The sequence below is a fragment of the Phenylobacterium sp. genome (assembly GCF_965284355.1).
Lineage (GTDB): Bacteria > Pseudomonadota > Alphaproteobacteria > Caulobacterales > Caulobacteraceae > Phenylobacterium.
The window spans coordinates 414,593-435,293 of sequence record NZ_OZ260078.1; the positions used below are offsets into that span (position 1 = coordinate 414,593).

At 68.7% G+C, this 20,701-nt stretch carries 17 protein-coding genes and 2 pseudogenes; 12 read left to right on the forward strand and 7 right to left on the reverse strand.

Features of this window, described 5'->3' with window-relative positions:
- Positions 1-28: 28 nt before the first annotated feature.
- Positions 29-514 (reverse strand): BON domain-containing protein, encoded by a 486-nt coding sequence (locus ACQ66R_RS02100; RefSeq protein WP_430418808.1) that lies wholly within the window; start codon positions 512-514, stop codon positions 29-31.
- A 110-nt stretch (positions 515-624) separates the two neighbouring features.
- Here ACQ66R_RS02100 and ACQ66R_RS02105 point away from each other — a divergent pair, with 110 nt between their 5' ends.
- From ACQ66R_RS02105 to ACQ66R_RS02115, 3 genes are all read left to right on the forward strand, one after another.
- Positions 625-1,656, forward strand: a complete 1,032-nt coding sequence (locus ACQ66R_RS02105; RefSeq protein ID WP_430418810.1) for a lysylphosphatidylglycerol synthase domain-containing protein — start codon at positions 625-627, stop codon at positions 1,654-1,656.
- 324 nt (positions 1,657-1,980) lie between these two features.
- Positions 1,981-2,811, forward strand: a complete 831-nt coding sequence (locus ACQ66R_RS02110; RefSeq protein ID WP_430418812.1) for an HAD family hydrolase — start codon at positions 1,981-1,983, stop codon at positions 2,809-2,811.
- Between the two features lie 6 nt (positions 2,812-2,817).
- On the forward strand, positions 2,818-3,162 hold the full coding sequence (locus ACQ66R_RS02115) for a hypothetical protein (protein ID WP_430418814.1): 345 nt from the start codon (positions 2,818-2,820) through the stop codon (positions 3,160-3,162).
- Between the two features lie 10 nt (positions 3,163-3,172).
- Here the strand turns inward: ACQ66R_RS02115 and ACQ66R_RS02120 are convergent, their stop codons facing one another.
- From ACQ66R_RS02120 to ACQ66R_RS02130, 3 genes are read right to left on the reverse strand one after another with little or no spacing between them, the layout of a single operon-like run.
- On the reverse strand, positions 3,173-4,618 hold the full coding sequence (locus ACQ66R_RS02120) for an NAD(P)H-hydrate dehydratase (protein ID WP_430418816.1): 1,446 nt from the start codon (positions 4,616-4,618) through the stop codon (positions 3,173-3,175).
- Complete coding sequence (locus ACQ66R_RS02125; protein WP_430418818.1) at positions 4,615-5,184, reverse strand: histidine phosphatase family protein; 570 nt, start codon at positions 5,182-5,184, stop codon at positions 4,615-4,617. The genes ACQ66R_RS02120 and ACQ66R_RS02125 overlap by 4 nt, the downstream gene beginning before the upstream one ends.
- Positions 5,185-5,190: 6 nt before the next feature.
- Positions 5,191-6,732: an acetyl-CoA acetyltransferase gene (locus ACQ66R_RS02130; protein ID WP_430418820.1), complete on the reverse strand. Its 1,542-nt coding sequence runs from the start codon at positions 6,730-6,732 to the stop codon at positions 5,191-5,193.
- Between the two features lie 240 nt (positions 6,733-6,972).
- On the opposite strand from ACQ66R_RS02130, the gene ACQ66R_RS02135 reads away from it, so the two are divergent.
- The 3 genes from ACQ66R_RS02135 to ACQ66R_RS02145 all read left to right on the forward strand — a co-directional run bounded on the left by ACQ66R_RS02135 (position 6,973) and on the right by ACQ66R_RS02145 (position 10,836).
- Positions 6,973-7,311, forward strand: coding sequence for a P-II family nitrogen regulator (locus ACQ66R_RS02135; RefSeq protein WP_293359540.1), 339 nt, complete (start codon positions 6,973-6,975; stop codon positions 7,309-7,311).
- Between the two features lie 32 nt (positions 7,312-7,343).
- Positions 7,344-8,753, forward strand: coding sequence for a type I glutamate--ammonia ligase (glnA, locus tag ACQ66R_RS02140; protein WP_430418822.1), 1,410 nt, complete (start codon positions 7,344-7,346; stop codon positions 8,751-8,753).
- 160 nt (positions 8,754-8,913) lie between these two features.
- Positions 8,914-10,836 (forward strand): M61 family metallopeptidase, encoded by a 1,923-nt coding sequence (locus tag ACQ66R_RS02145; protein ID WP_430418824.1) that lies wholly within the window; start codon positions 8,914-8,916, stop codon positions 10,834-10,836.
- A 6-nt stretch (positions 10,837-10,842) separates the two neighbouring features.
- On the opposite strand, the gene ACQ66R_RS02150 is transcribed toward ACQ66R_RS02145, so the two are convergent.
- Positions 10,843-11,751 (reverse strand): alpha/beta hydrolase, encoded by a 909-nt coding sequence (locus ACQ66R_RS02150; RefSeq protein ID WP_430418826.1) that lies wholly within the window; start codon positions 11,749-11,751, stop codon positions 10,843-10,845.
- 164 nt (positions 11,752-11,915) lie between these two features.
- Here ACQ66R_RS02150 and ACQ66R_RS02155 point away from each other — a divergent pair, with 164 nt between their 5' ends.
- A complete protein-coding gene (locus ACQ66R_RS02155) occupies positions 11,916-13,031 on the forward strand; it encodes a helix-turn-helix transcriptional regulator (protein ID WP_430418828.1) in 1,116 nt (371 codons plus the stop codon).
- Between the two features lie 5 nt (positions 13,032-13,036).
- Here ACQ66R_RS02155 and ACQ66R_RS02160 read toward each other — a convergent pair.
- Positions 13,037-13,135: pseudogene (locus ACQ66R_RS02160) on the reverse strand (PEPxxWA-CTERM sorting domain-containing protein); the annotation flags it as partial.
- 689 nt (positions 13,136-13,824) lie between these two features.
- Here ACQ66R_RS02160 and parE point away from each other — a divergent pair.
- From parE to ACQ66R_RS02185, 5 genes and pseudogenes are all read left to right on the forward strand, one after another.
- A pseudogene (gene parE, locus ACQ66R_RS02165) lies at positions 13,825-15,875 on the forward strand (DNA topoisomerase IV subunit B).
- 165 nt (positions 15,876-16,040) lie between these two features.
- The gene (locus ACQ66R_RS02170) at positions 16,041-17,648 is read left to right on the forward strand and encodes a DEAD/DEAH box helicase (protein ID WP_430418829.1); all 1,608 of its coding nucleotides are present in this window, start codon (positions 16,041-16,043) and stop codon (positions 17,646-17,648) included.
- Positions 17,649-17,697: 49 nt separating this feature from the next.
- A complete protein-coding gene (locus ACQ66R_RS02175) occupies positions 17,698-18,762 on the forward strand; it encodes a diguanylate cyclase (protein ID WP_430418831.1) in 1,065 nt (354 codons plus the stop codon).
- Positions 18,763-18,828: 66 nt separating this feature from the next.
- Positions 18,829-19,635, forward strand: coding sequence for an enoyl-CoA hydratase/isomerase (locus tag ACQ66R_RS02180; protein WP_430418833.1), 807 nt, complete (start codon positions 18,829-18,831; stop codon positions 19,633-19,635).
- A 99-nt stretch (positions 19,636-19,734) separates the two neighbouring features.
- Positions 19,735-20,400: a glutathione S-transferase family protein gene (locus ACQ66R_RS02185; RefSeq protein ID WP_430418835.1), complete on the forward strand. Its 666-nt coding sequence runs from the start codon at positions 19,735-19,737 to the stop codon at positions 20,398-20,400.
- Here the strand turns inward: ACQ66R_RS02185 and ACQ66R_RS02190 are convergent.
- On the reverse strand, positions 20,397-20,675 hold the full coding sequence (locus tag ACQ66R_RS02190) for a 2TM domain-containing protein (protein WP_430418837.1): 279 nt from the start codon (positions 20,673-20,675) through the stop codon (positions 20,397-20,399). The two genes, ACQ66R_RS02185 and ACQ66R_RS02190, sit on opposite strands and share 4 nt — an antisense overlap.
- Positions 20,676-20,701 lie beyond the last annotated feature (26 nt).

A 20,701-nucleotide genomic window follows, 5' to 3' on the forward strand; every position in this document is an offset into this window, starting at 1 on the left:
GTTCCGCAGCCCCCTACCTCGTCATTCACTAGAAGAACGTCCACCGGGCGCGCTCGCGGACGCGGAGGTTGTTCTGCACGTTGCGCACGCCTTCGATGTCGGCGACGTCCTCGATGCGGCGCTTGTCGGCCTTGTGGCGAACCGTGCCGAAGAGCGTGACCTCGCGGTCGTGCACCTCGACCTTCACCTCGCGCAGATCCAGGCGGCGTTCGTCCTCCAGGCGCTCCATGATCACCGCCCACAGCACGCGGTCCGAAGGGCCGTCACGGCGAACAGCGCGACGGTCGCGATCGTAGGCCACCCGGTCGTCGCGATAGCCGCGGGGCTCTTCGGCGCGGGGCGGCGGATCGCCGGCGCGGGGGCGGCCGTCGTCATAGGCCCGATAGCCGGAGCGGGTCCGGGGGTCGTAGCCGTAGAGGTTCGAATAGTCCGCCTGGCCGTAGTCGTCGCGATGTTGGTCACGCAGACGCCGCAGACGATCGACTTCCGGATTGCGCCAGTCTTCGCGGTCCATGGGCCATCTCCTCAATTTCGTCGGGAAGTGGGGAAAGAACCTCCGCCTTGCGCTTCGGTTCCAGGCAGGGACCATGGGCGCGCCCTCGATTCCCTGCGGATATCCGGCCTTTGCTGACGCCCGACCCCACCGCCAGGCCCGATCCCCTCCTCGCGGACGTGGAAGAAGAGCTGGCCGCTGTCCTGCCCGAGACGCAGGGCTCGCGCTTCGGCCGGTTCCTGCGCAGCGCGGTATGGCACTTCGTGGCCGTCCTGCTGCTGGGGGCGGCGGCGTTTATCCTGTGGCGCGAGTTCCACGACCTCAGTCCTGAGGATCTCGCGGCGGCGATCCGGGCGTGGGGCTGGGATTCCACCCTGCTGGCGATCGTGTTCTCGGCCCTGAGCTTCCTGCTGATGGGCGTGGTCGAGCTGATGGGCCTTCGCTGGGCGGGCGCGAAGATCGGCGCCGGGCAAGCCCTGGCGGGCGGGTTCATCGCCTGCGCGATCTCCCACAGCCTGGGCGCCAACCTGCTGGTGGCCGGCGCGGTGCGGGCCCGGTTCTACGGCAAGCACGGGATCACCCTGCGCCAGGTGGCGGCCGCGACGGTCTTCAACAGCTTCACCTTCGCGGTGGGCATCTGCACCCTGGCGGGCGCCAGCCTGCTGCTGGCCGGCAGCAAGGAGATCGCCGCCGTCAGCCGGATCGCAAATCCGGTGGCCGATATCCTGGGCGGCCTGCTGATCACCGGCGTCGTCGGCTACATCGTTCTCTGCGCCGTGCTGCACAAGCCGCTGCGGGCGTTCGGCCACAGCGTGAAGCTGCCCTCCGTCCGGGTCGCGCTGGCCCAGCTGGCTATCGGCGCCGTCGACAACGCGGTGGCCGCGGCCATCCTGTGGATCCTGCTGCCCGCCGGCGCGGTCGGCTACTTCACGTTCGTGGGCGCGTATGCGCCATCGGTGGTTGTAGGCCTGATCAGCCATGTGCCGGGCGGCGTGGGCGTGTTCGAGAGCTCGGTCTCGACCCTGCTCAAGGGGATCGACAGCGCCGCCCTGGCGGCTGCCTTCCTCGGCTACCGCCTGTTCTTCTTCGTGCTGCCGTTGCTGATCGCGGGCCTGGCCCTGGCCTACGACACGGTCCGCGAGCGGGCGCGCCGAGCCGCCTGACCCGAAGAAAAATCGGGCTTCCGAAAAAAATTCTACGCAGGGGTGCATCTTTCCGCATCCGGGGCGGATCTGCCGACGTAACTCCCCTGTCCGCGCATCTCCCACAAGCATCGGACACCAGAAACGCGGCGGCGGCCCTGTTCCCCGACAACCGCCACCGTGCGCCCCGGTCCCCGCCTCCCGTCGCGGGACCGGGGCGACCCTTACAGGTCGCCCCGGCTTGTTTTGCTTAGGTGGGGGGCGACCCTTACAGACCGAGCCGCGCTTGACCGGAACAAGCGTCACCCTCGTCGGGCTCCCCCAACACTGCTACTGGAACCGGCCATGAGCCGTCCCCTCGCCGTCTTCGCCTACGATTTCGACGGCACCCTTGCGCCCGGCAACATGCAGGAACACGCCTTCATCCCTGACGAGCTGGGGATGGACCATGCCGACTTCTGGGCCGAGGCCGGCAAGTTGGCCCGCGAGCAACGGGGCGATGGCATCCTGGCCTACATGCACCTGATGCTGGCCAAGGCCCGCGAGAAGGGCCTGGAACTCAGCCATGACAGCTGGCGTCGCCGGGGGGCCGCCCTGCCCCTGTTTCCCGGGGTCGAGGACTGGTTCGCCCGCCAGAACGCCCGGGCAGAGGCCCTGGGCCTGGATCTGCGCCACTTCATCATCTCGTCGGGCAACCGCGAGTTGATCGAGGGCTCGCCGATCGCCCACTGGTTCGACCGGATCTACGCCTCTGGGTTCATGTTCGACGAGGACGACGACGCCATGGGGATCGCCCTGGCGATCAACTACACCGCCAAGACCCAGTACCTGTTCCGCATCAACAAGTGGACGCTGGACGAATGGGACAACGACGGCATCAACGCCTACCTCGTCGACCGTGAGCGTCCGGTCCCCTTCGATCGCATGGCCTTCTTCGGCGACGGCCTGACCGACATCCCCGTTATGCGCGTGATGACCGATCACGGCGGCCACCCCGTGGCGGTCTACGATCCCGGCAAGGCCAGCACCGAGACGGCGGCCGACAAGCTGCTGAAGGACGGCCGCGCGCGCCTGGCGGCCGGCGGCGATTACCGGGAGGGCTCTGCGCTCGACACCCTGGCCGACGAGATTCTGCGCGAGATGGCGCGGGGCGTGACCAGCAATATGTTCGGGTAGGGCTTCATGGCGCGTCCATGGATTTTCGGCCTTTGCCTCCTTCTTGCTGCCTGTGGGCAGGCTACGCCCAAGACACCGTTCGATCCTGAGCAATGGCGCAGCGCCGACCTCACGACGCGCTCGCGGGCCGAGATGGTCGATAGCCTGCTGCAACTGCACCCCCTACGGGGGAAAAGCCGCACAGCTATAGTGGCGCTACTCGGCGACCCGACCACAACGGATATGTGGCCGCAGAGCGAGATGGTCTACGTCCTCGGACCCACGCGCGGTTTCGCCATCGATCATGAGTGGCTCCTGATCGAGCTCGACGCTGACCAGAAGGTCGTAAGCTACACCGTCTTGAGCGACTAGATCCGCGGCCTCACCGCTCTTCGTACAGCCGCCGCAGCACCGCGGGCGCGAGGCCCGGCAGGTCCTCCGAGATCAGGCCCGGGCCATGTAGTTCCGCCGCCTCGGCGTGGATCCAGGCGCCCGCGCAGGCGGCTTCGAAGCTGTCCATGCCTTGGCTGACGAGGCCGCCGATGAAGCCGGCCAGGACGTCGCCCGAGCCCGCAGTGGCCAGCCACGGCGAGCCGTTGATGTTCACCGCGCAGCGGCCGTCGGGTGCGGCGATCACGGTGTCGGCGCCCTTGAGCAGCACGACGGCGCCGGCCTTGGCCGCGGCGCGGCGGGCGGCGGTGATGCGTTCGGGGGCGGACTTGAGCATCCCCGGGAACAGGCGCTCGAACTCGCCCTGGTGCGGGGTGAGGACGTCGTCGCGGTCCAGCACCGAGAACAGCTCGCCCGGATCGTCGCGGAAGACGGTGATGGCGTCGGCGTCCAGGACCAGCGCTGCGCCCGTGCGGGCCAGGGCCAGGACGTTCAGCAGCGTGGTCTCGGTGACGCCGGCGGCCGGGCCAATGACCGCGGCGTCGGCCTGGTCGGCGGCCTGTTCCAGCTCCAGGTCGTTGGCGTAGGGCTTCAGCATCACCGCCTCGAGGTGGGCGGCGTTGGCGGCCAGGGCCTCTTCCCGGGCGTAGATCGTCACCAGGCCGGCGCCGATGCGCAGTCCCGCGCGGGCCGAGAGCCGGGCGGCGCCCGTGCTCCAGGCGTCGCCGCTGACCACGATCAGGCGGCCGCGCTGGTGCTTGTGCGACGTCGCCGAGGGCCAGGGAAACCGCGCGCGCCACAGCTCGGGGCCGTTCTCGAACAGGGTCGCAGACGTCGCCCCCAGGCCGATATCGGCGACCACGATCTCGCCGCAGCGGCTGCGGCCGGGCTCCAGCACATGGGCCGGCTTGCGGGCGTGGAAGGTCACGGTCAGGCCGGCGCAGAATGACGGGCCCAGGGGCTGGCCCGTGTCGCCCGGCAGGCCGCTGGGCGTGTCGATGGCCACGACCGTCTCGGGACGATTGGCCAACTGGGCGGCGGCGTGGGCGGCGGGACCATCCAGGGCCCGTGACAGGCCGGCGCCGAACAGGGCGTCGATGACCAGCGCCTCCCCCAGCGCGCCGTCCAGCGGCAGGGTCTCGCCGTCCCAGCGGGCGCGCATGGCCTGGGCGTCGGGGGTCGCGGGCTCGCCCAGCGCGCGGACCGACACAGGCCAGCCCCGCGCCTTCAGCAACCGGGCCACCACATAGCCGTCGCCGCCGTTGTTCCCGGGGCCGCAGAGCACCAGCACGGGCTGGGCGTCGAACCGCTGGGTGACCGCGTCGGCCACCGCCAGGCCGGCGCGCTCCATGAGCTCGACGCCCGGCGTTCCGGCCGCGATGGCGGCCTTGTCGGCCGCCCCCATCTCGGCGACGGACAGGATGGGTCGCGCGCTCAAAGGACGCCCGTCGTGGCCTCGGCGCCCTTCTCGATCAGCCGCACGGTCGCGCCGTCGGTTTCCAGGATGGTGATCGAGCAGTGGTCGGGCCGGAAGGCCAGCACCTGGTCCACGCCCAGCAGCTTGGAGACCGCCGCATTGATCGCGACGTAGTGCGAAAACACCGCCGTGTTCCCCCGCTTCGCCAGCGACGCGATGATGTCGCCGCGCCAGGCGTCGTAGTCCATGTCGCCCTGAATGGCGCCCCAGGTCCCCTGAAACGCCTCGCGCAGCCAGCCGGGCCGGGCTTCGGCCGACAGCGCCTTGGGCGTCGGGATCTCGCCGACGACAGGATCGATCTCGGCGTCGACGCCCAGGGTCTGGGCGGTCGGCTCGGCGGTCTCGCGGCAGCGGCGCAGGGGGGAGCTGACCACCAGGCTCGGCCGCTCGGCGTCAGGACGCGAGAGCAGCCAGTCGCGGGCCGCCCTCGCCTGTTCCTGGCCCGTCTCGTCCAGACCCGGATCGTCGTCGTGTCCGCCCCAGGTGGAAGACGGACGGCCGTGCCGGATCAGGTAGAGACGCGCCATGAGGGATCAGTCCGGTGTGAAGATGTTGAGGTCGCCCTTCTGACTCACCGTGCCCGTCCGGCCAACCTGTTCCGACATTTCCATGCCTGCGAGCAGGGCCGGATCGTCGGGCGTGTTGGCGGCGAAGCGGCGGCCGTTGGCATCCCGGCCCACCACGATCGCCATGAACGGTCCCTCGCGCTTGTGGACGACCGTGTAGGTCTCGATCGTAGCCGAGCCTTGCGGCGATTCCGTGATCTCGGGATGCGGCAGGGCGTCGATCTCGCGCTGGAGGACGGCGGGATCCTCGCGCTCGAACGGCTTGCCGGGCGCCTTGGTGGAATAGATGCCGGTCGACTGCTTGGTCAGGTACCAGCCATTGCCGGTGATCAGGCCGTACTTGCCGGGGTTTTCCGTCAGCTTGCGGTGCATCGCCGCCACCGAGTGCATGACGTAGTTGTTGCCCGGCCCGCCCATGTAGGGGAGCCCGCCGGTGATCGTCAGGCCGCGCGGGTCGTCCAGCGAAAGGCCCAGCTCCTCGGCGCCGACCTCGACCGCCACGGGGAAACACGAATAGAGGTCGATCAGGTCGACCTGATCCAGGCCGATCCCCGCCATTTCGAACGCCCGCTTGCCCGTCAGCCGCATGGCCGGGCTGGAGTGGAAGTTCTGGCGGTCCAGCGGATGCCAGAGGTCGGCGGCGTCGGCGCAGCCGTGCAGGTACAGCCACTTCGACTCCGGCACGCCCAGCTCGCGGGCCTTCTTGACGCTGCAGACGAAGACGGCGGCCGACTGGTCGACCTCCATGATCGCGTTCAGCAGCTTGGGGTACGGATAGCCGATCATCCGGTTCTTCTCGGAAACCTCGACCAGCTCCTCGGGCGTCCGCTCCGTCGGGAACCAGGCGTACTCGGGGTTCTTCGCGGCCACCTTGCTGAACGACGAGAACAGCCGGCCCATCTGCTTCTGGTGGTCGCCCAGCGAGCGCTTGTCGCGGGCCCGCAGCGCGTTCTCGAACAGCGGGTAGATGTTGATCGGGCGGTTCAGGCCGTGGCGGGCCTCGTAGGCCGTGTTGCCGGGCCGCGGGTCGCCCACGCGCTTGGGCAGATCGAGGGTCTCGTCCTCCACCGCCTTCCAGTCGTCGAACGACAGGCCCTTCCCCGCCCGCTTCATCGCCGAGCCCAGGAACTCGCAGCCGACGGTCAGCGCCAGCTCGGCCTCGCCCTTGGCGACGCGCTCGGCCAGCATGTTGATCAGGTATTGGGGCGTGTTGCCCCCCATCTCGGAATAGACGCTCCAGCGGGGCTCGGCGCCGATCATCGACGACAGCAGCGCGGGCGGGTTGGTGGAGTGCGGGATCATCCCGCGCTTCGATCCGGGCGCGTCGATCGTGAAGCCCACGACGGCCAGGGTGTCGATCGCCGCCAGCCCTTCGGCGCCTATTCCGGCGTCGGCCGCGGCCCGTTCCGCTGCAATCTTCAGCAACGTGGTGGGCGACGGGGAAGCGGCCGGATCGCCCCGGTATGTGAATTGGCCTGCTCCGATGAGCACCGGGGTCCGTTCATCCATCTCAACCCGTCTCCCAAACCTTGTTTCAACGCGATCCTAGGCGTCGAACCCGCCCCAACAAGGCGATTTCCGACGTGATCATTTTCTGAACTTTCGGCGCCCACTTTTTAGGCGCCCGATCAGTTTCCCAGGCAGCCGCAACGGCAGGCAACCAAACCCTGCTTGTCGCCTGCGGCCGGTGCGTGCTGGGTCGCCCGCGATCGCCGGGGCGTCTTCCCACCGGTTCCTGAAGTTGGGTCCATGAAAAAGATCGAAGCCATCATCAAGCCGTTCAAGCTGGACGAGGTGAAAGAGGCCCTCCAGGAGCTCGGCGTCCAGGGCATGACCGTGGTCGAGGCCAAGGGCTACGGCCGTCAGAAGGGCCAGACTGAGCTGTACCGCGGCGCCGAGTACGTCGTGGACTTCCTGCCCAAGATCAAGATCGAGGTGGTCCTGGCCGACGACCAGGTCGACCGCGCCGTCGAGGCGATCGCCGGCGCCGCCCGCACGGGCCGCATCGGCGACGGCAAGATCTTCATTTCCGAGGTCCTCGACGTGGTGCGCATCCGCACCGGCGAGACCGGAACCATCGCTATCTGATCATCGAGACTTCCAAGAAGGGGATAACCGCCATGGCTTCCGCCAAAGACATCCTGAACATGATCAAGGAGAAGGACGTCAAATACGTCGACGTCCGCTTCACCGACGTGCGCGGGAAGATGCAGCACGTGACCTTCGACATCGACTTGGTGGACGATGACTTCCTCACCGACGGGACCATGTTCGACGGCTCCTCGATCGCCGGCTGGAAGGCCATCAACGAGTCCGACATGAAGCTGCGTCCCGATCTGGACACGGCGATCATCGACCCGTTCTACCAGCAGACCACGCTGGCGCTGTTCTGCGACATCGTGAACCCCGACACCAACACGCCCTACAACCGCGACCCGCGCTCCATCGCCAAGGCGGCGCTCAATTACGTGAAGTCGGCCGGGATCGGCGACACCGTCTACTTCGGCCCCGAGGCCGAGTTCTTCATCTTCGACGACGTGCAGTGGAACACCTCGCCGCAGGACACCCGCTACTCGTTCGACTCGGTCGAGCTGCCGGTGAACAGCGGCAAGGCCTACCCCGAGGGCAACATGGGCCACCGCCCGGGTCCGAAGGGCGGCTACTTCCCCGTGAACCCGGTCGACTCCGGCCAGGATCTGCGCGGCGAAATGCTGGCCGTCATGGGCGAGCTGGGCATGAAGCCGGAAAAGCACCACCACGAGGTGGCGCCGGCCCAGCACGAGCTCGGCCTGAAGTTCGACACCATGATCACCATGGCCGACCGCCTGCAGCTCTATAAGTACGTGATCCACAACGTGGCCCACGCCTACGGCAAGACGGCCACCTTCATGGCCAAGCCGATGTTCGGCGACAACGGCTCGGGCATGCACGTGCACCAGTCGATCTGGGCCAACGGCAAGCCGCTCTTCGCGGGCGACAAGTACGCCGGCCTGAGCGACCTGTGCCTGTGGTACATCGGCGGCATCATCAAGCACGCCAAGGCGATCAACGCGTTCTCGAACTCGACGACGAACTCGTACAAGCGCCTGGTCCCCGGCTACGAAGCGCCGGTGAAGCTGGCCTATTCGGCCCGCAACCGCTCGGCCTCGATCCGCATCCCGCACGTGGACAGCCCCAAGGCCAAGCGCCTGGAAGCCCGCTTCCCCGACCCGATGGGCAACCCCTACCTGACGTTCGTGGCCCTGCTGATGGCCGGCCTCGACGGCATCGAGAACAAGATCGATCCGGGCGCGCCCGCCGACAAGAACCTCTACGATCTGCCGCCGCGCGAACAGAAGAAGATCCCGGAAGTCTGCGGCTCGCTGCGCGAAGCCCTCGAGAACCTCGACAAGGACCGGGCCTTCCTCAAGAAGGGCGGCGTGATGGATGACGACTTCATCGACAGCTACATCGAGCTGAAGATGGAAGAGGTCATGCGCCTTCAGCTCCACCCGCACCCGGTGGAATTCGACATGTACTACAAGTGCTAGTCAGCGAAAGTTGATGTGCGTGGGGGCCGCGGAGAGATCCGCGGCCCTTTTCGTTCGGCGCGACCGAGCCGCCGGAGCGACTTCGGACGCGGCGGCGACGGTTGAGGCGGACGGCCATCCGGCTTTAGAACGTCAGAAAATCCGTCATCCGAGTGTCACCTTGAAATCCGCGTTCCTTGCCGCCGCCGCGATGCTGGCGGTGGCCATGCCGGCCATCGCCCAGCCGTCCGAAGGGCCACAACCTGCGCCGATGCCTCCAGCGGTCCCGACGCCGCGGGACGTGGCCTATCCGGGCGTGATCAGGCTGGAGGTCGATCTCACCGATACGGCCCGGCGCATCTGGCGCGTGAAGGAGACCATCCCCGTCGCTCAGGCGGGGCCGCTCACCCTGCTCTACCCGCAATGGCTGCCCGGCAAGCACGCCCCGCGCGGCGCGATCGACAAGCTGGCCGGGCTGGTCATCAAGGCCGACGGCAAGGTCATCCCGTGGGTGCGCGACACGGTCGACGTCTACGCCTTCCACCTGACCGTGCCCGCCGGCGCGCGCGAGATCACGGCCGAGTTCCAGTTCCTCACCCCTACGGCGCCCAACCAGGGTCGGGTGATGGTGACGCCCGAGATGCTGAACCTGCAGTGGGAGGCGGTGGCCCTCTACCCGGCCGGCCACTTCAGCCGCCGCGTGATGGTCGAGCCGCGGATCAAGCTGCCCGCCGGCTGGGGCTACGGGATCGCGCTGGACACGGTCAGCCGAGAGGCGGACTCGGTGCGCTTCAAGCCGGTGGACTTCGAGACCCTGGTGGACAGCCCGATGTTCGCCGGCCGCTACTTCCGCCAGATCGATCTCGACCCCGGCGCGAAGTTCCCGGTCCGTCTCAACGTGGTCGGGGACACCGCGGGCGAGTTGGAAGTGAGCGCGCCGGTCGTCGAGAAGCACAAGAACCTGATCCGCCAGGCCGACAAGCTGTTCGGCTCGCGCCCCTTCGACCGCTACGAATTCCTGCTGGCCATCTCGGATCGCCTGGGCAGCATCGGTCTGGAACATCACCGGTCCAGCGAGAACCAGGTCGAGCCCGGCTACTTCACCGACTTCGACAAGGCGGTCACCGACCGCAACCTGCTGCCGCACGAGTACTCCCACTCGTGGGATGGCAAGTATCGCCGCCCGGCCGAGCTGTGGACGCCCAACTACAACGTGCCCATGCGCGGCCAGCTGCTGTGGGTCTACGAGGGGCAGGATCAGTACTGGGGCTATGTCCTGGGCGGCCGCTCGGGGATGTTCTCGAAGGACGAGAGCCTGGAGGCGCTGGCCGCCACCGCCGCCACCTTCGAGAACCGCATCGGCCGCCGCTGGCGGCAGATGGAAGACACCGGCCAGGACCCGGTGATGTCGGCCCGCCGGCCGCAGCCGTGGGTGAGCTGGCAGCGCAGCGAGGACTATTACTCCGAGGGCCAGCTGATCTGGCTGGACGCCGACACCCTGATCCGCGAGCGGTCGGGGGGGAAGCGGTCGCTGGACGACTTCGCCCGCGCCTTCTTCGGCGGCAAGGACGGCGACCGCACGGTTCGGCCCTATGCCTTCGACGACGTGGTCGCGACCCTGAACGCGGTCGAGCCCTACGACTGGGCCGAGTTCCTGAAGGTCCGGGTCAAGGACGTGGCCGTGAAGCCGCCGCTGGACGGCATCACCCGCGGCGGCTGGAAGCTGGTCTACACCGACACGCCGACCGGCTACTTCAGGGCGGTGGAGACCGCCAACAAGCAGACCAACCTCACCTACTCGCTGGGCGTGGTGCTGAACCGCGAGGGCGAGGTCACGAGCGTGCTGTGGGACAGCCCGGCCTTCGACGCCGGCCTGACGGTCTCGACCCGGATCCTGGCGGTGGACGGCATCGCTTATGACGCCGAACGCCTGAAGACCGCGATCACGGCGGCCAAGGACGGGCGGCCAATCAGCCTGCTGGTCAAGAACGGCGACCACTTCCAGACCATCGCCATCACCTACAAGGGCGGCCTGCGCTACCCGCGGCTGGAACGCATCCCAGGAACGCCGGACCTGCTGAGCGAGATCTACCGGGCGAAGTAGGCCGGTTCAGGCGAACCGTTCGTCCATCCAGACGCCCGCCACCCTGATGGCCCGGCGGGCGGCCTGCAGGGCGGCGCCCCAGGCGTGGAAGACGTGGATCATCTCGGGCCAGACCTCGAGACGCACGTCCACGCGGGCGTGGGCCAGGACATCGGCCAGGGTGATGCTGTCGCTGAGCAGGGCCTCTTCCGAGCCGGTCTGGATCAGCACCGGGGCGACGCCTTCGAAGTCGCCCAGGATCGGCGAGGCCAGCGGGTCGGACGCCTCCAGGCCGCCGAGATAGTCGCGCGCGCTGGCGTCGAGGCCCGCCTTGCTGATCATCGGGTCCGTGTCGGCCTTGGTGCGATAGCTGGGGCCGGACTGGGCGAGATCGACCCAGGGGCTGATCACGAAGAACCCGGCGGGCTGGGGCAGGTTCTGGGCCTTGAGCCGCAGCGCCAGCGCCATGGTCAGGCCGCCCCCTGCCGAGTCGCCCGCCACTACGAGGCTCGCCGGCGCCACGCCCTCGTCCAGCAACGCCCGATAGACCGCCTCGGCGTCGTCCACCGCGGCGGGGAAGCGATGCTCGGGCGCAAGCCGATAGTCGGCGACGATCGCGCGCGTCCGCGCCGCCTCCGCCAGACGCGCGGCCAGCGGCCTGTGGCTGCGCGGGCTGCCGGCCGTATAGGCGCCGCCGTGGAGATAGAGCAGGCGTCGTTCGGCCAGGGCGCCGTCGGGCGTGACCCGCTCGCAGCGGACACCGCCCAGGGTCAGCGGCTCGTGCCAACAACCCGTGGGCAATGCGCCCGCCTCGCCCAGGGCGTCCATCGCCGAGCGGCGCTCTGAGAGGCTGGGCGGAGGCGCGCCGGGGTCAGGACGGCGAGCCGCCATCAGCGCGCGAACACCCGCAATCTCCGGATCCCGCCAGCTCGCCAAGACGCCCTCCGACAGCCGCGCGGCAAGGGTGCACCAGAATCAACCTCGCGGGACAGCCCCCGCGGCTCGACACATGGCGCCCACCGCTCCGGCATAGCGCGATCGGGGGATGCCGAACGTGGGCGGCAAGCTCCAGCATAGCGCGATCGTGCTATGGAGACGCCATGTCCGGGGATGAGGACATCGTGGACCTGATCTACGGGGCGGCGCTGGATCCCAGCCTGTGGACCAAGGTCATGGAGCGGGTCGCCGACCGGGTCGGCGGCGAAGGCGCCACGCTGTCCCGGCTGAGCATCGTCGACGGCTCAGGCGAAGCCCTGCTGGCGCGCGCGGACCCCGAGACGCTGACGGCCTATGCCGAGCACTTCGAACGCCGCAACGTGCTCACCGTCGTGGAAGACCCCGCCAGCTACCGCCTGGGCCTCAGCTCGGGCGTCGCGACCGACGAGGCGGCGCTGTCGCGCGAAGACTTCGAGCGAAGCGAGTTCTTCAACGACTTTCTGAGGCCACAGAACATCAACTCCGCGCTGTGGATTCGGTTGGAACTGGCCGAGCGTGAGGTCTGCACCATCACGGTGGGCCGGTCACAGCAGCGCGGACGCTACGACGGCGCCGACCTGGAAGCCGCCCTTCGGCTGCGGCCGCACCTGGTTCGCGCCTACAAGATGGGGCGCAACCTGGCCGGCCGTCTGGGTCTCACGCACGACCTGGTCCAGGCGGTCGAGGCCTCGGTCCACGCGGTCTTCGTGCTCGACGCCGCCGGCCAGGCGATCCACGCCAACCAGCGCGCCACGTCGCTGCTGGGCGAAGGCCGTGGCCTGGGCCTCACCGCCGGTCGCCTGTACGCTTCCAACTCCGAGAGCAACGCCGCGCTGCAGAAGCTCATTGCGGCCGGCCTCCTGGCGGACGGCGAGCGGACGGGCGGCGCCATGGGCATCCCCTCGCCTCTGGGCCGACTGCCGCTGGCGCTGCGCACATCGCCCATCCCAGGCGGCGGGATGCCGATCTTCGGTGCGCCGGGCGGCCTGCTGGTCTCGGTCGCCGACCTGGATCGCCAGCTTCGCTCGCCGGCCGACGAACTGCGGCTGCTGTTCGGCCTGACCGCCGCCGAAGCCCGGCTGGCCGACGCGATCTTCGACGGCCTGAGCCTGCCGGAGGCCGCGGACCGCTTCGGGCTGAGCCTGCATACGGTCCGCTTCCAGATCGCCCGCGTCTTCGAGAAGTCGGGCGTGGCCCGCCAGACCGACCTGGTGAAGCTGATGATGCGACTGGCGGGTTAGCCCTCTCAGGCCACCGCGAGCCGACGGCGACGGATCGCCACGCCGGCGGCGCCGAAGCCGAGGATCATCATCGCCCAGGTCGCGGGCTCAGGGATTCCGCCCACGGGCGCGTCGAAGTCGACTCTGGCGACCGAACCCGCAGCTTGGCGCGCATCGAGCTGCCCGCTGAACAGCAGGGAGTCACCCGCTCCGAAGATGCTGACATTCCAGAAGTCGCGGCTTCGGCAACAGTCGGTGCGACCCAAGATGCTGAGGCTGGACAGCGTCGCCGTCCGGCCCAGCTGGATGGTCAGCTTTTCCGAACTGTCCCCCGAAGCCGAATAGTAAGGCGAGAAGACGGACCCATCGATCGCATCGATCGTCGACGTACCGAACCCTGAGCTGACGGCGCTTGCCGAGGCGCCCTCGGCCACTGAAGCAACGTCATCCAGCGTCCCGAACTCCAGGGCGCTGACGTCGAAAATCTGGAGGAAGTCGGGCACCGCGCTGGTGATCTCGACGCGCACGGCGCCGACAACCGTAACGCCGGCCGAAGCCTCGGCGCCCATGGCCAGGACGCAGGCGCCGGCCAGGCCGGCGACGAGTTTGCGAAAGTGTGACATGGCGTTTCCGGTGGTGTTTCTCGTCGCCCCCACGGTCGCCGAATCCGGGGCCTCCCCGCATCAGCCGATCGCGCTATGCGCAGGAGGCGACTCCCGTTCGCCCCTCGGGAGAATTTCGCTTTCCTTTGACCCGACCACCCCCGCGCGCCCATAGGGTGGCCGGCCGAGAATCGACGCAAATTCACCGCAAGATGTCCAACCCCTCCCCCAAACCTGTTCCCGACCTCTTTGGCGACGACGCCCTCAATCCCGTGCCGGCCGCGCCGCTGGCCGAGAGCCATGAGCCGCGGGCCGACGCCGCCCCGGCCAAGGGCGGCTATTCCGCCAAGGACATCGAGGTTCTCGAGGGACTGGAGCCGGTCCGCAAGCGGCCGGGCATGTACATCGGCGGCACCGACGAGCGCGCGCTGCACCACCTGTTCGCGGAAGTGCTCGACAACGCCATGGACGAGGCCGTCGCCGGCCACGCCAAGGTGATCACGGTGAGCCTGGACGCCGACGGGGCCCTGACCGTCACCGACGACGGCCGCGGCATCCCCGTGGACCCGCACCCGAAGTATCCGGGCAAGTCGGCCCTGGAAGTCATCATGACCGTCCTGCACTCCGGCGGGAAATTCTCGGGCAAGGCTTACGAGACCTCGGGCGGCCTGCATGGGGTTGGCGTCTCGGTGGTGAACGCCCTTTCCGAGCGCGTCGAGGTCACCGCCTGGAAGGACGGCTTCGAATGGCGCCAGGCCTTCACGCGGGGCAAGTCGGTCGCTCCGATCGAGAAGCTGGGCCCCACGCGCAAGAAGGGCACGCAGATCAGCTTCACGCCCGACCCGGTGATCTTCGGCGACGGCGTGGCGTTCAAGCCGGCCCGCCTCTACCGGATGGCGCGGTCCAAGGCCTATCTGTTCGGCGGGGTCGAGATCCGCTGGAAATGCGATCCGTCACGGATCCAGGACCAGACGCCGCCCGAGGCGGTCTTCCGCTTCCCCAACGGCCTGGCCGACTTCCTGGCCGAGCGGATCAAGGGGCTGGAGACCGTCACGCCCGAGCCCTTCACCGGCCGCTACGAGCGCCCCGGCGAGGCCGGCAAGGTCGAGTGGGCGGTCGCCTGGACGCCCGCCGGCTTCGGCGAGGCCGACAGCTTCATGCAGTCGTACTGCAACACCGTGCCCACGCCGGAGGGCGGCACACACGAGAGCGGCCTGCGGGCGGCGATGACGCGCGGGCTCAAGCAGTACGCCGAACTGGTGGGCGAGAAGCGGGGCGGCCTGATCACCGCCGACGACGTGGTCTCCCAGGCCGGCGCGCTGGTCAGCGTGTTCATCCGCGACCCGGAATTCCAGGGCCAGACCAAGGAAAAGCTGGTGACGTCGAGGCCCAGCGCCTGGTCGAGAAGGCGCTGGCCGACCCCTTTGACCACTGGCTGACCGCACAGCCCAAGGCCGCCAGCGCGCTGCTCCAGTTCGTGGTGGAGCGCGCCGAGGAGCGCCTGAAGCGGCGCAAGGACAAGGAAGTCGCCCGCGCCTCGGCCACCCGCAAGCTGCGGCTGCCCGGCAAGCTGGCCGACTGCGCGGGATCGTCCACCACGGGCACCGAACTCTTCCTGGTCGAAGGCGACTCGGCCGGCGGCTCGGCCAAGCAGGCGCGCGACCGCAAGACCCAGGCGATCCTGCCCCTGCGCGGCAAGATCCTGAACGTCGCCTCGGCCACGGCCGACAAGTTCGGCGGCAACAAGGAGCTGTCCGACCTGCTGCTGGCGCTGGGCGCGCAGACGGGGTCGAAGTTCAGGGACGAAGACCTCCGCTACGACCGCATCATCATCATGACGGACGCCGACGTGGACGGCGCCCACATTGCGAGCCTGTTGATCACCTTCTTCTATCGCACGATGCCCGACCTGATCCGGACCGGCCGTCTCTACCTCGCGCTGCCGCCGCTCTATCGCCTGAGCCACGGCGGCAAGGCGGTCTACGCCCGTGACAACGAGCATCGCGACCAGCTGCTGGCCAGCGACTTCAAGGGCAAGAAACCCGAGATCAGCCGCTTCAAGGGCCTGGGCGAGATGATGCCGAACCAGCTCAAGGAAACCACCATGGATCCCAAGACCCGTACGCTCGCGCGGGTCACCCTGCCTCGGGCCGAGGAACTGGTGGAGGACCTGGTCGAGCGCCTGATGGGCCGCAAACCCGAGGCGCGCTTCCAGTTCATCCAGGAGAACGCCGAGTTCGCCGTGGCCGATCTGGACATCTAGAGCGCCCTGCGCCGGGGGTCCGCCGCGAGGCGCAATGAACTTCACTGTCCGGCACGCGTTGACTTGACGCAGGTTGACCGTATGTTCCGCGCGCGTGGCGATCTCCGCCTGCGCAGCCGCGTTGCGCCAGCCTCACTTGAGTGGGCGCCGCCCACCCGGACACGAATGACCGAATTCTCCGATCTTGGCCTGTCGCCTGCGACCCTGAAGGCCGTCGCCGACACCGGCTACACCACCGCCACGCCGATCCAGGCCGAGGCGATCCCCTATGCCCTGCACGGGCGCGACGTTCTGGGCATCGCCCAGACGGGCACCGGCAAGACCGCCGCCTTCACCCTGCCGATGATCGATCGTCTGGCCGCCGGCCGCGCCAAGGCGCGCATGCCGCGCGCCCTGGTGATCGCGCCGACCCGCGAACTGGCCGACCAGGTCGCCGCTTCGTTCGAGAAGTACGCCAAGGACCAGAAGCTCACGTGGGCCCTGCTGATCGGCGGCGTCTCGTTCAAGGACCAGGAACAGAAGCTGGACCGCGGCGTCGACGTGCTCATCGCCACGCCTGGCCGTCTGCTGGACCATTTCGAGCGCGGCAAGCTGCTGATGACCGGCGTGCAGATCATGGTGGTCGATGAAGCCGACCGCATGCTGGACATGGGCTTCATTCCCGACCTCGAGCGCATCTTCAAGCTGACGCCGCCCAAGAAGCAGACGCTGTTCTTCTCGGCGACCATGCCGCCCGAGATCACGCGCCTCACAAAGCAGTTCCTGAACGATCCGATCCGCGTCGAGGCCTCGAAGCCGGCGACGACCGCAGACACGATCACCCAGAACCTGGTGCGGATCCCGACCGCCGACCCCAAAGCCAAGCGCACGGCGCTGCGCGAGCTGATCGGCCGCGCGGACGTGAAGAACGGCATCGTGTTCTGCAATCGCAAGTCCGAAGTCGACATCGTCGCCAAGTCGCTGAAGAAGCACGGCCTGGACGCCGCGCCGATCCACGGCGACCTGGACCAGGCCACCCGGATGCGCACGCTGGAGAGCTTCCGCAGCGGCGCGCTTCGCCTGCTGTGCGCCTCTGACGTCGCGGCCCGCGGCCTGGACATCCCCGCCGTCAGCCACGTCTTCAACTACGACGTGCCGCACCACGCCGACGACTATGTGCACCGTATCGGCCGGACCGGCCGCGCGGGGCGCCTGGGTCAGGCGTTCATGATCGTGACGCCCGCCGACAGCCGGAACCTGGACAAGGTGCTCAAGCTGATCGGCAAGGTCCCGGAAGAGATCGTCATCGACGGCATCGACTGGGGCAGCATCAAGGACGAACCGCGCGCCGGCCGCAGTGGCGGCCGCGAACGCAGCGGCGGCCGGGACCGCGGGCCTGGCGGTCCGCGCGGCCGCGACCGCGAACGGCCCCCGCGGGAAACCCGCCCGCAGGCCGAGGCCCCTGTCGAGGTCCAGGCCGAGGCGCCTGCGCCCCAGGCCGAGGAGGCCCCTGCCCGCGCCCGTCGCGAGCGGCCCCGTCGCGAGCGTGAAGACCGCGCCCCGCGCGAAGCCCGCCCCGAAGCTGAAGCGCGTGAGCCTCGTCCGGACCGCGAGCCCCGTCCCGACCGCGAATCTCGCCCGCGCCGCGACGAGCGCCCCGCACGCAACGATCGCCCACGGGACGACCGCGGCGCCCGCGGGCGTGACCCCGAGGACAATGACCGGGTCGTCGGTTTCGGTGGGGACATCCCCGCTTTCCTGACCCGCGCCACGCCGAAGACCTCGGAAGATTAATCTGGCGCTTTAACCCGTCGTTTGGGGTCGGGCCGATATTTTCGGCGGCATGTCGAAGGACCTCGATTCTATCCTACGCAGCCCCAAGGCATACGATTGGGCCCGCAAGGCCATCGAAGCCATGGAGTCCAACCGCGTCTGGCCCACCACGCTCAATTTCGAGCTGTGGCTGCACTACGTCGCGGCCAAGGACGGCGATGTCGCCACGGAGATCGACTCCGTGCTGTCGTCGGGCCAGCACTTCACCGAACAGGTCGCCGAGCAGATCGCCGAGAAGCATCTGCCCCACGCCAAACTGTCGGGCGAGATCCTCGACGCCGGGAAGAGCCTCACTCAGGAACTGGAAAGCGTCACCCGGGCGTTGGAATCGGCGCGCGAGAGCAGCGAGGCCTACGGCCAGCAGCTGGCCAGCGCGTCCGCCTCGCTGGAGCACGACGAGAACTCCGATGCCGTCCGCGCCATGGTCGAGACCCTGAGCGTCGCCACCGCCAAGGTCCGCGATGAGAACAAGACGCTCGAGAGCCAGCTCGCCGACACCAACGATGAACTGAGCCGCCTGAAGCAGCACCTGGAGCAGGCTCGCCGAGAGGCCATGACCGACTCGCTCACGATGCTCGCCAACCGCAAGGCGTTCGACGAGACGTTCGAGTCGGCCTGCGCCCATGCTGTGGCGACCGGAGAGCCCCTGGCCCTGGCCATCCTCGACATCGACCACTTCAAGAAGTTCAACGACACCTGGGGCCACCAGACCGGCGACCAGGTCATCCGTTTCGTCGCCAGCGTGATCGGCCGCGCCGCCAACGAGGGACGCCGCTTCTCGGCCCGCTACGGCGGCGAGGAATTCGCCTTGATTTTCCCGGGCGAGACCAGCCGCTCGGCGATGGGGATCCTGGAGACCGTGCGTGAGGAGATCAGCTCGCGCATCCTGAAGCGCCGCTCGACCAACGAGGATCTCGGCGCCATCACCATCTCGATCGGGGTCGCCGACCATCTCGGCAACGAGCACACCACTAGCCTCCTCGACCGGGCCGACGGCGCGCTCTATGCCTCGAAGAACGGCGGGCGCAACCGGACCTCGATCGCCCCGGCCAACGAGCAGACGCGGGCGGCCTGATCATTCGTCTTGGCTGACGCCGGGGTATCTGGCCTTCACTCCTCCGAGACATTCAAGGAGGACGCCATGGACGGCGCACAAGCCCCCGCCAAGGTGAAGACGACCGTCGCCGACGGCGTCGCGACCATCACGCTGAACGATCCCGGCACCCTGAACGCCGCCGGCCTGGAGCTGATGGCCGACCTGGACGCCGCCGTCAGCGCGGCCATCGCCAACAAGGACGTCCGGGCGATCATCCTGACCGGGGAAGGCCGCGGCTTCTGCTCGGGCGCGAACCTCTCGGGCGGCGGGTCCGCCGGCCGCGCCACCGACAGCGGCGAGGGCCCGAACCAGGCTCTGCTCAACGTCTACAACCCCTTCGTCAGCCGGATCCGCAAGTCGCCCAAGCCGCTGGTGGCGGCGGTGAATGGCGTGGCCGCGGGCGTCGGCGTCTCGCTGGCGCTGGCCTGCGATCTCGTGGTGGCCGGCGAAAGCGCCTACTTCCTGCTGGCGTTCCGCCGCATCGGGCTGGTGCCGGACGGCGGCGCGACGTGGCTGCTGCCGCGGCTGGTGGGCAAGGCCCGCGCCATGGAACTGATGCTGCTGGGCGAGAAGCTGCCGGCGGCGACCGCCGAACAGTGGGGCCTGATCAACCGCTGCGTCCCCGACGGCGAAGTCCTGGCCAAGGCCACCGAGCTGGCCAGGGCGCTGGCCACCGGGCCGAAGTCGCTGGGCCTCACCCGCAATCTCGTGTGGGATTCGCTGGACGCCGCCTGGCACGACCAGGTGGAGGCCGAAGCCTATGCCCAGGGCGACGCCGGCCGCACCGAGGACGCCCGCGAAGGCATCATGGCCTTCGTCCAGAAGCGCCAGGCCGAATTCACGGGTCGCTAGGAGCCTGCCGAGAAGAGCGAGCGCATCGCGCGCGCGGCCGATACGACTCCGCGCTTAGAGTGTAAGAGCCCTCGTAAGACAGCTTGCGAGGGCTCTTTCGTGCTTACCGTCCACCATCTCGAGAATTCCCGGTCCCAGCGCGTGCTTTGGCTGCTGGAGGAGCTCGAGGTTCCCTACGAGATGATCCGCTACGACCGCGATCCGCAGACCATGCTGGCGCCCGAGTCGCTACGTGCGATCCACCCGCTGGGCAAGTCGCCGGTGATCACCGAGGACGGCGAGGCGATCGCAGAGACCGGGGCCATCGTCGAATACATCCTGGAGCGCTATGGCCAGGGTCGGCTGGCGGCGGCCCCGGGCGAGCGGCAGCGCCTGCGCTACTGGCTGCACTACGCCGAGGGCTCGGCCATGCCGCCGCTGTTGTTGAAGCTGGTGTTCGGCGCCCTACCCGAGCGGGCGCCGAGGCTGCTGCGACCGCTCGTCAACGCCATCGCCAAGGGCGCCCAGAGCGGTTTCATCGACCCGCAGCTCAAGTTGCACTTCGACTACTGGGAAGCCGAGCTGGAGAAGGCCGAGTGGTTCGCCGGCGCCGAGTTCAGCGCCGCCGACATCATGATGAGCTTCCCCGCCGAGGCCGCGGCCGAACGGGGCGCCGCCCGCGTGGGCCGCCCCAAGCTCTCGGCGTTCCTGAAGAAGATCCACCAGCGGCCCGCCTACCGTCGCGCCCTGGAGCGCGGCGGGCCCTACGCCTACGCCGGCGACTAGTTCTTGCGGCGCAGCTTTTCGAGCTCCTGCTCGATCAGCCGGTCACGCATGCCCTCGCCATCCATGTAGACCGTGAACGCGTGCGCCGAGAGGCCGAGGCCCCAGCCCAGCATCGGCCAGATGGGCCAGAAGTAGTCACCGAAGTCGCCGGTCATCAGGTAGATGGCCACGAGACCGGCGTTCACGATGACGTACGCCATCAAGTGGCTGCGGAAGGCCAGCTTCATATCCGCCCGGCGGGTCGCCAGTCGGCGCAGTTCGACGTCGTCGGTCATGTCCGGTCCCGAGTTGCTGGCCACAG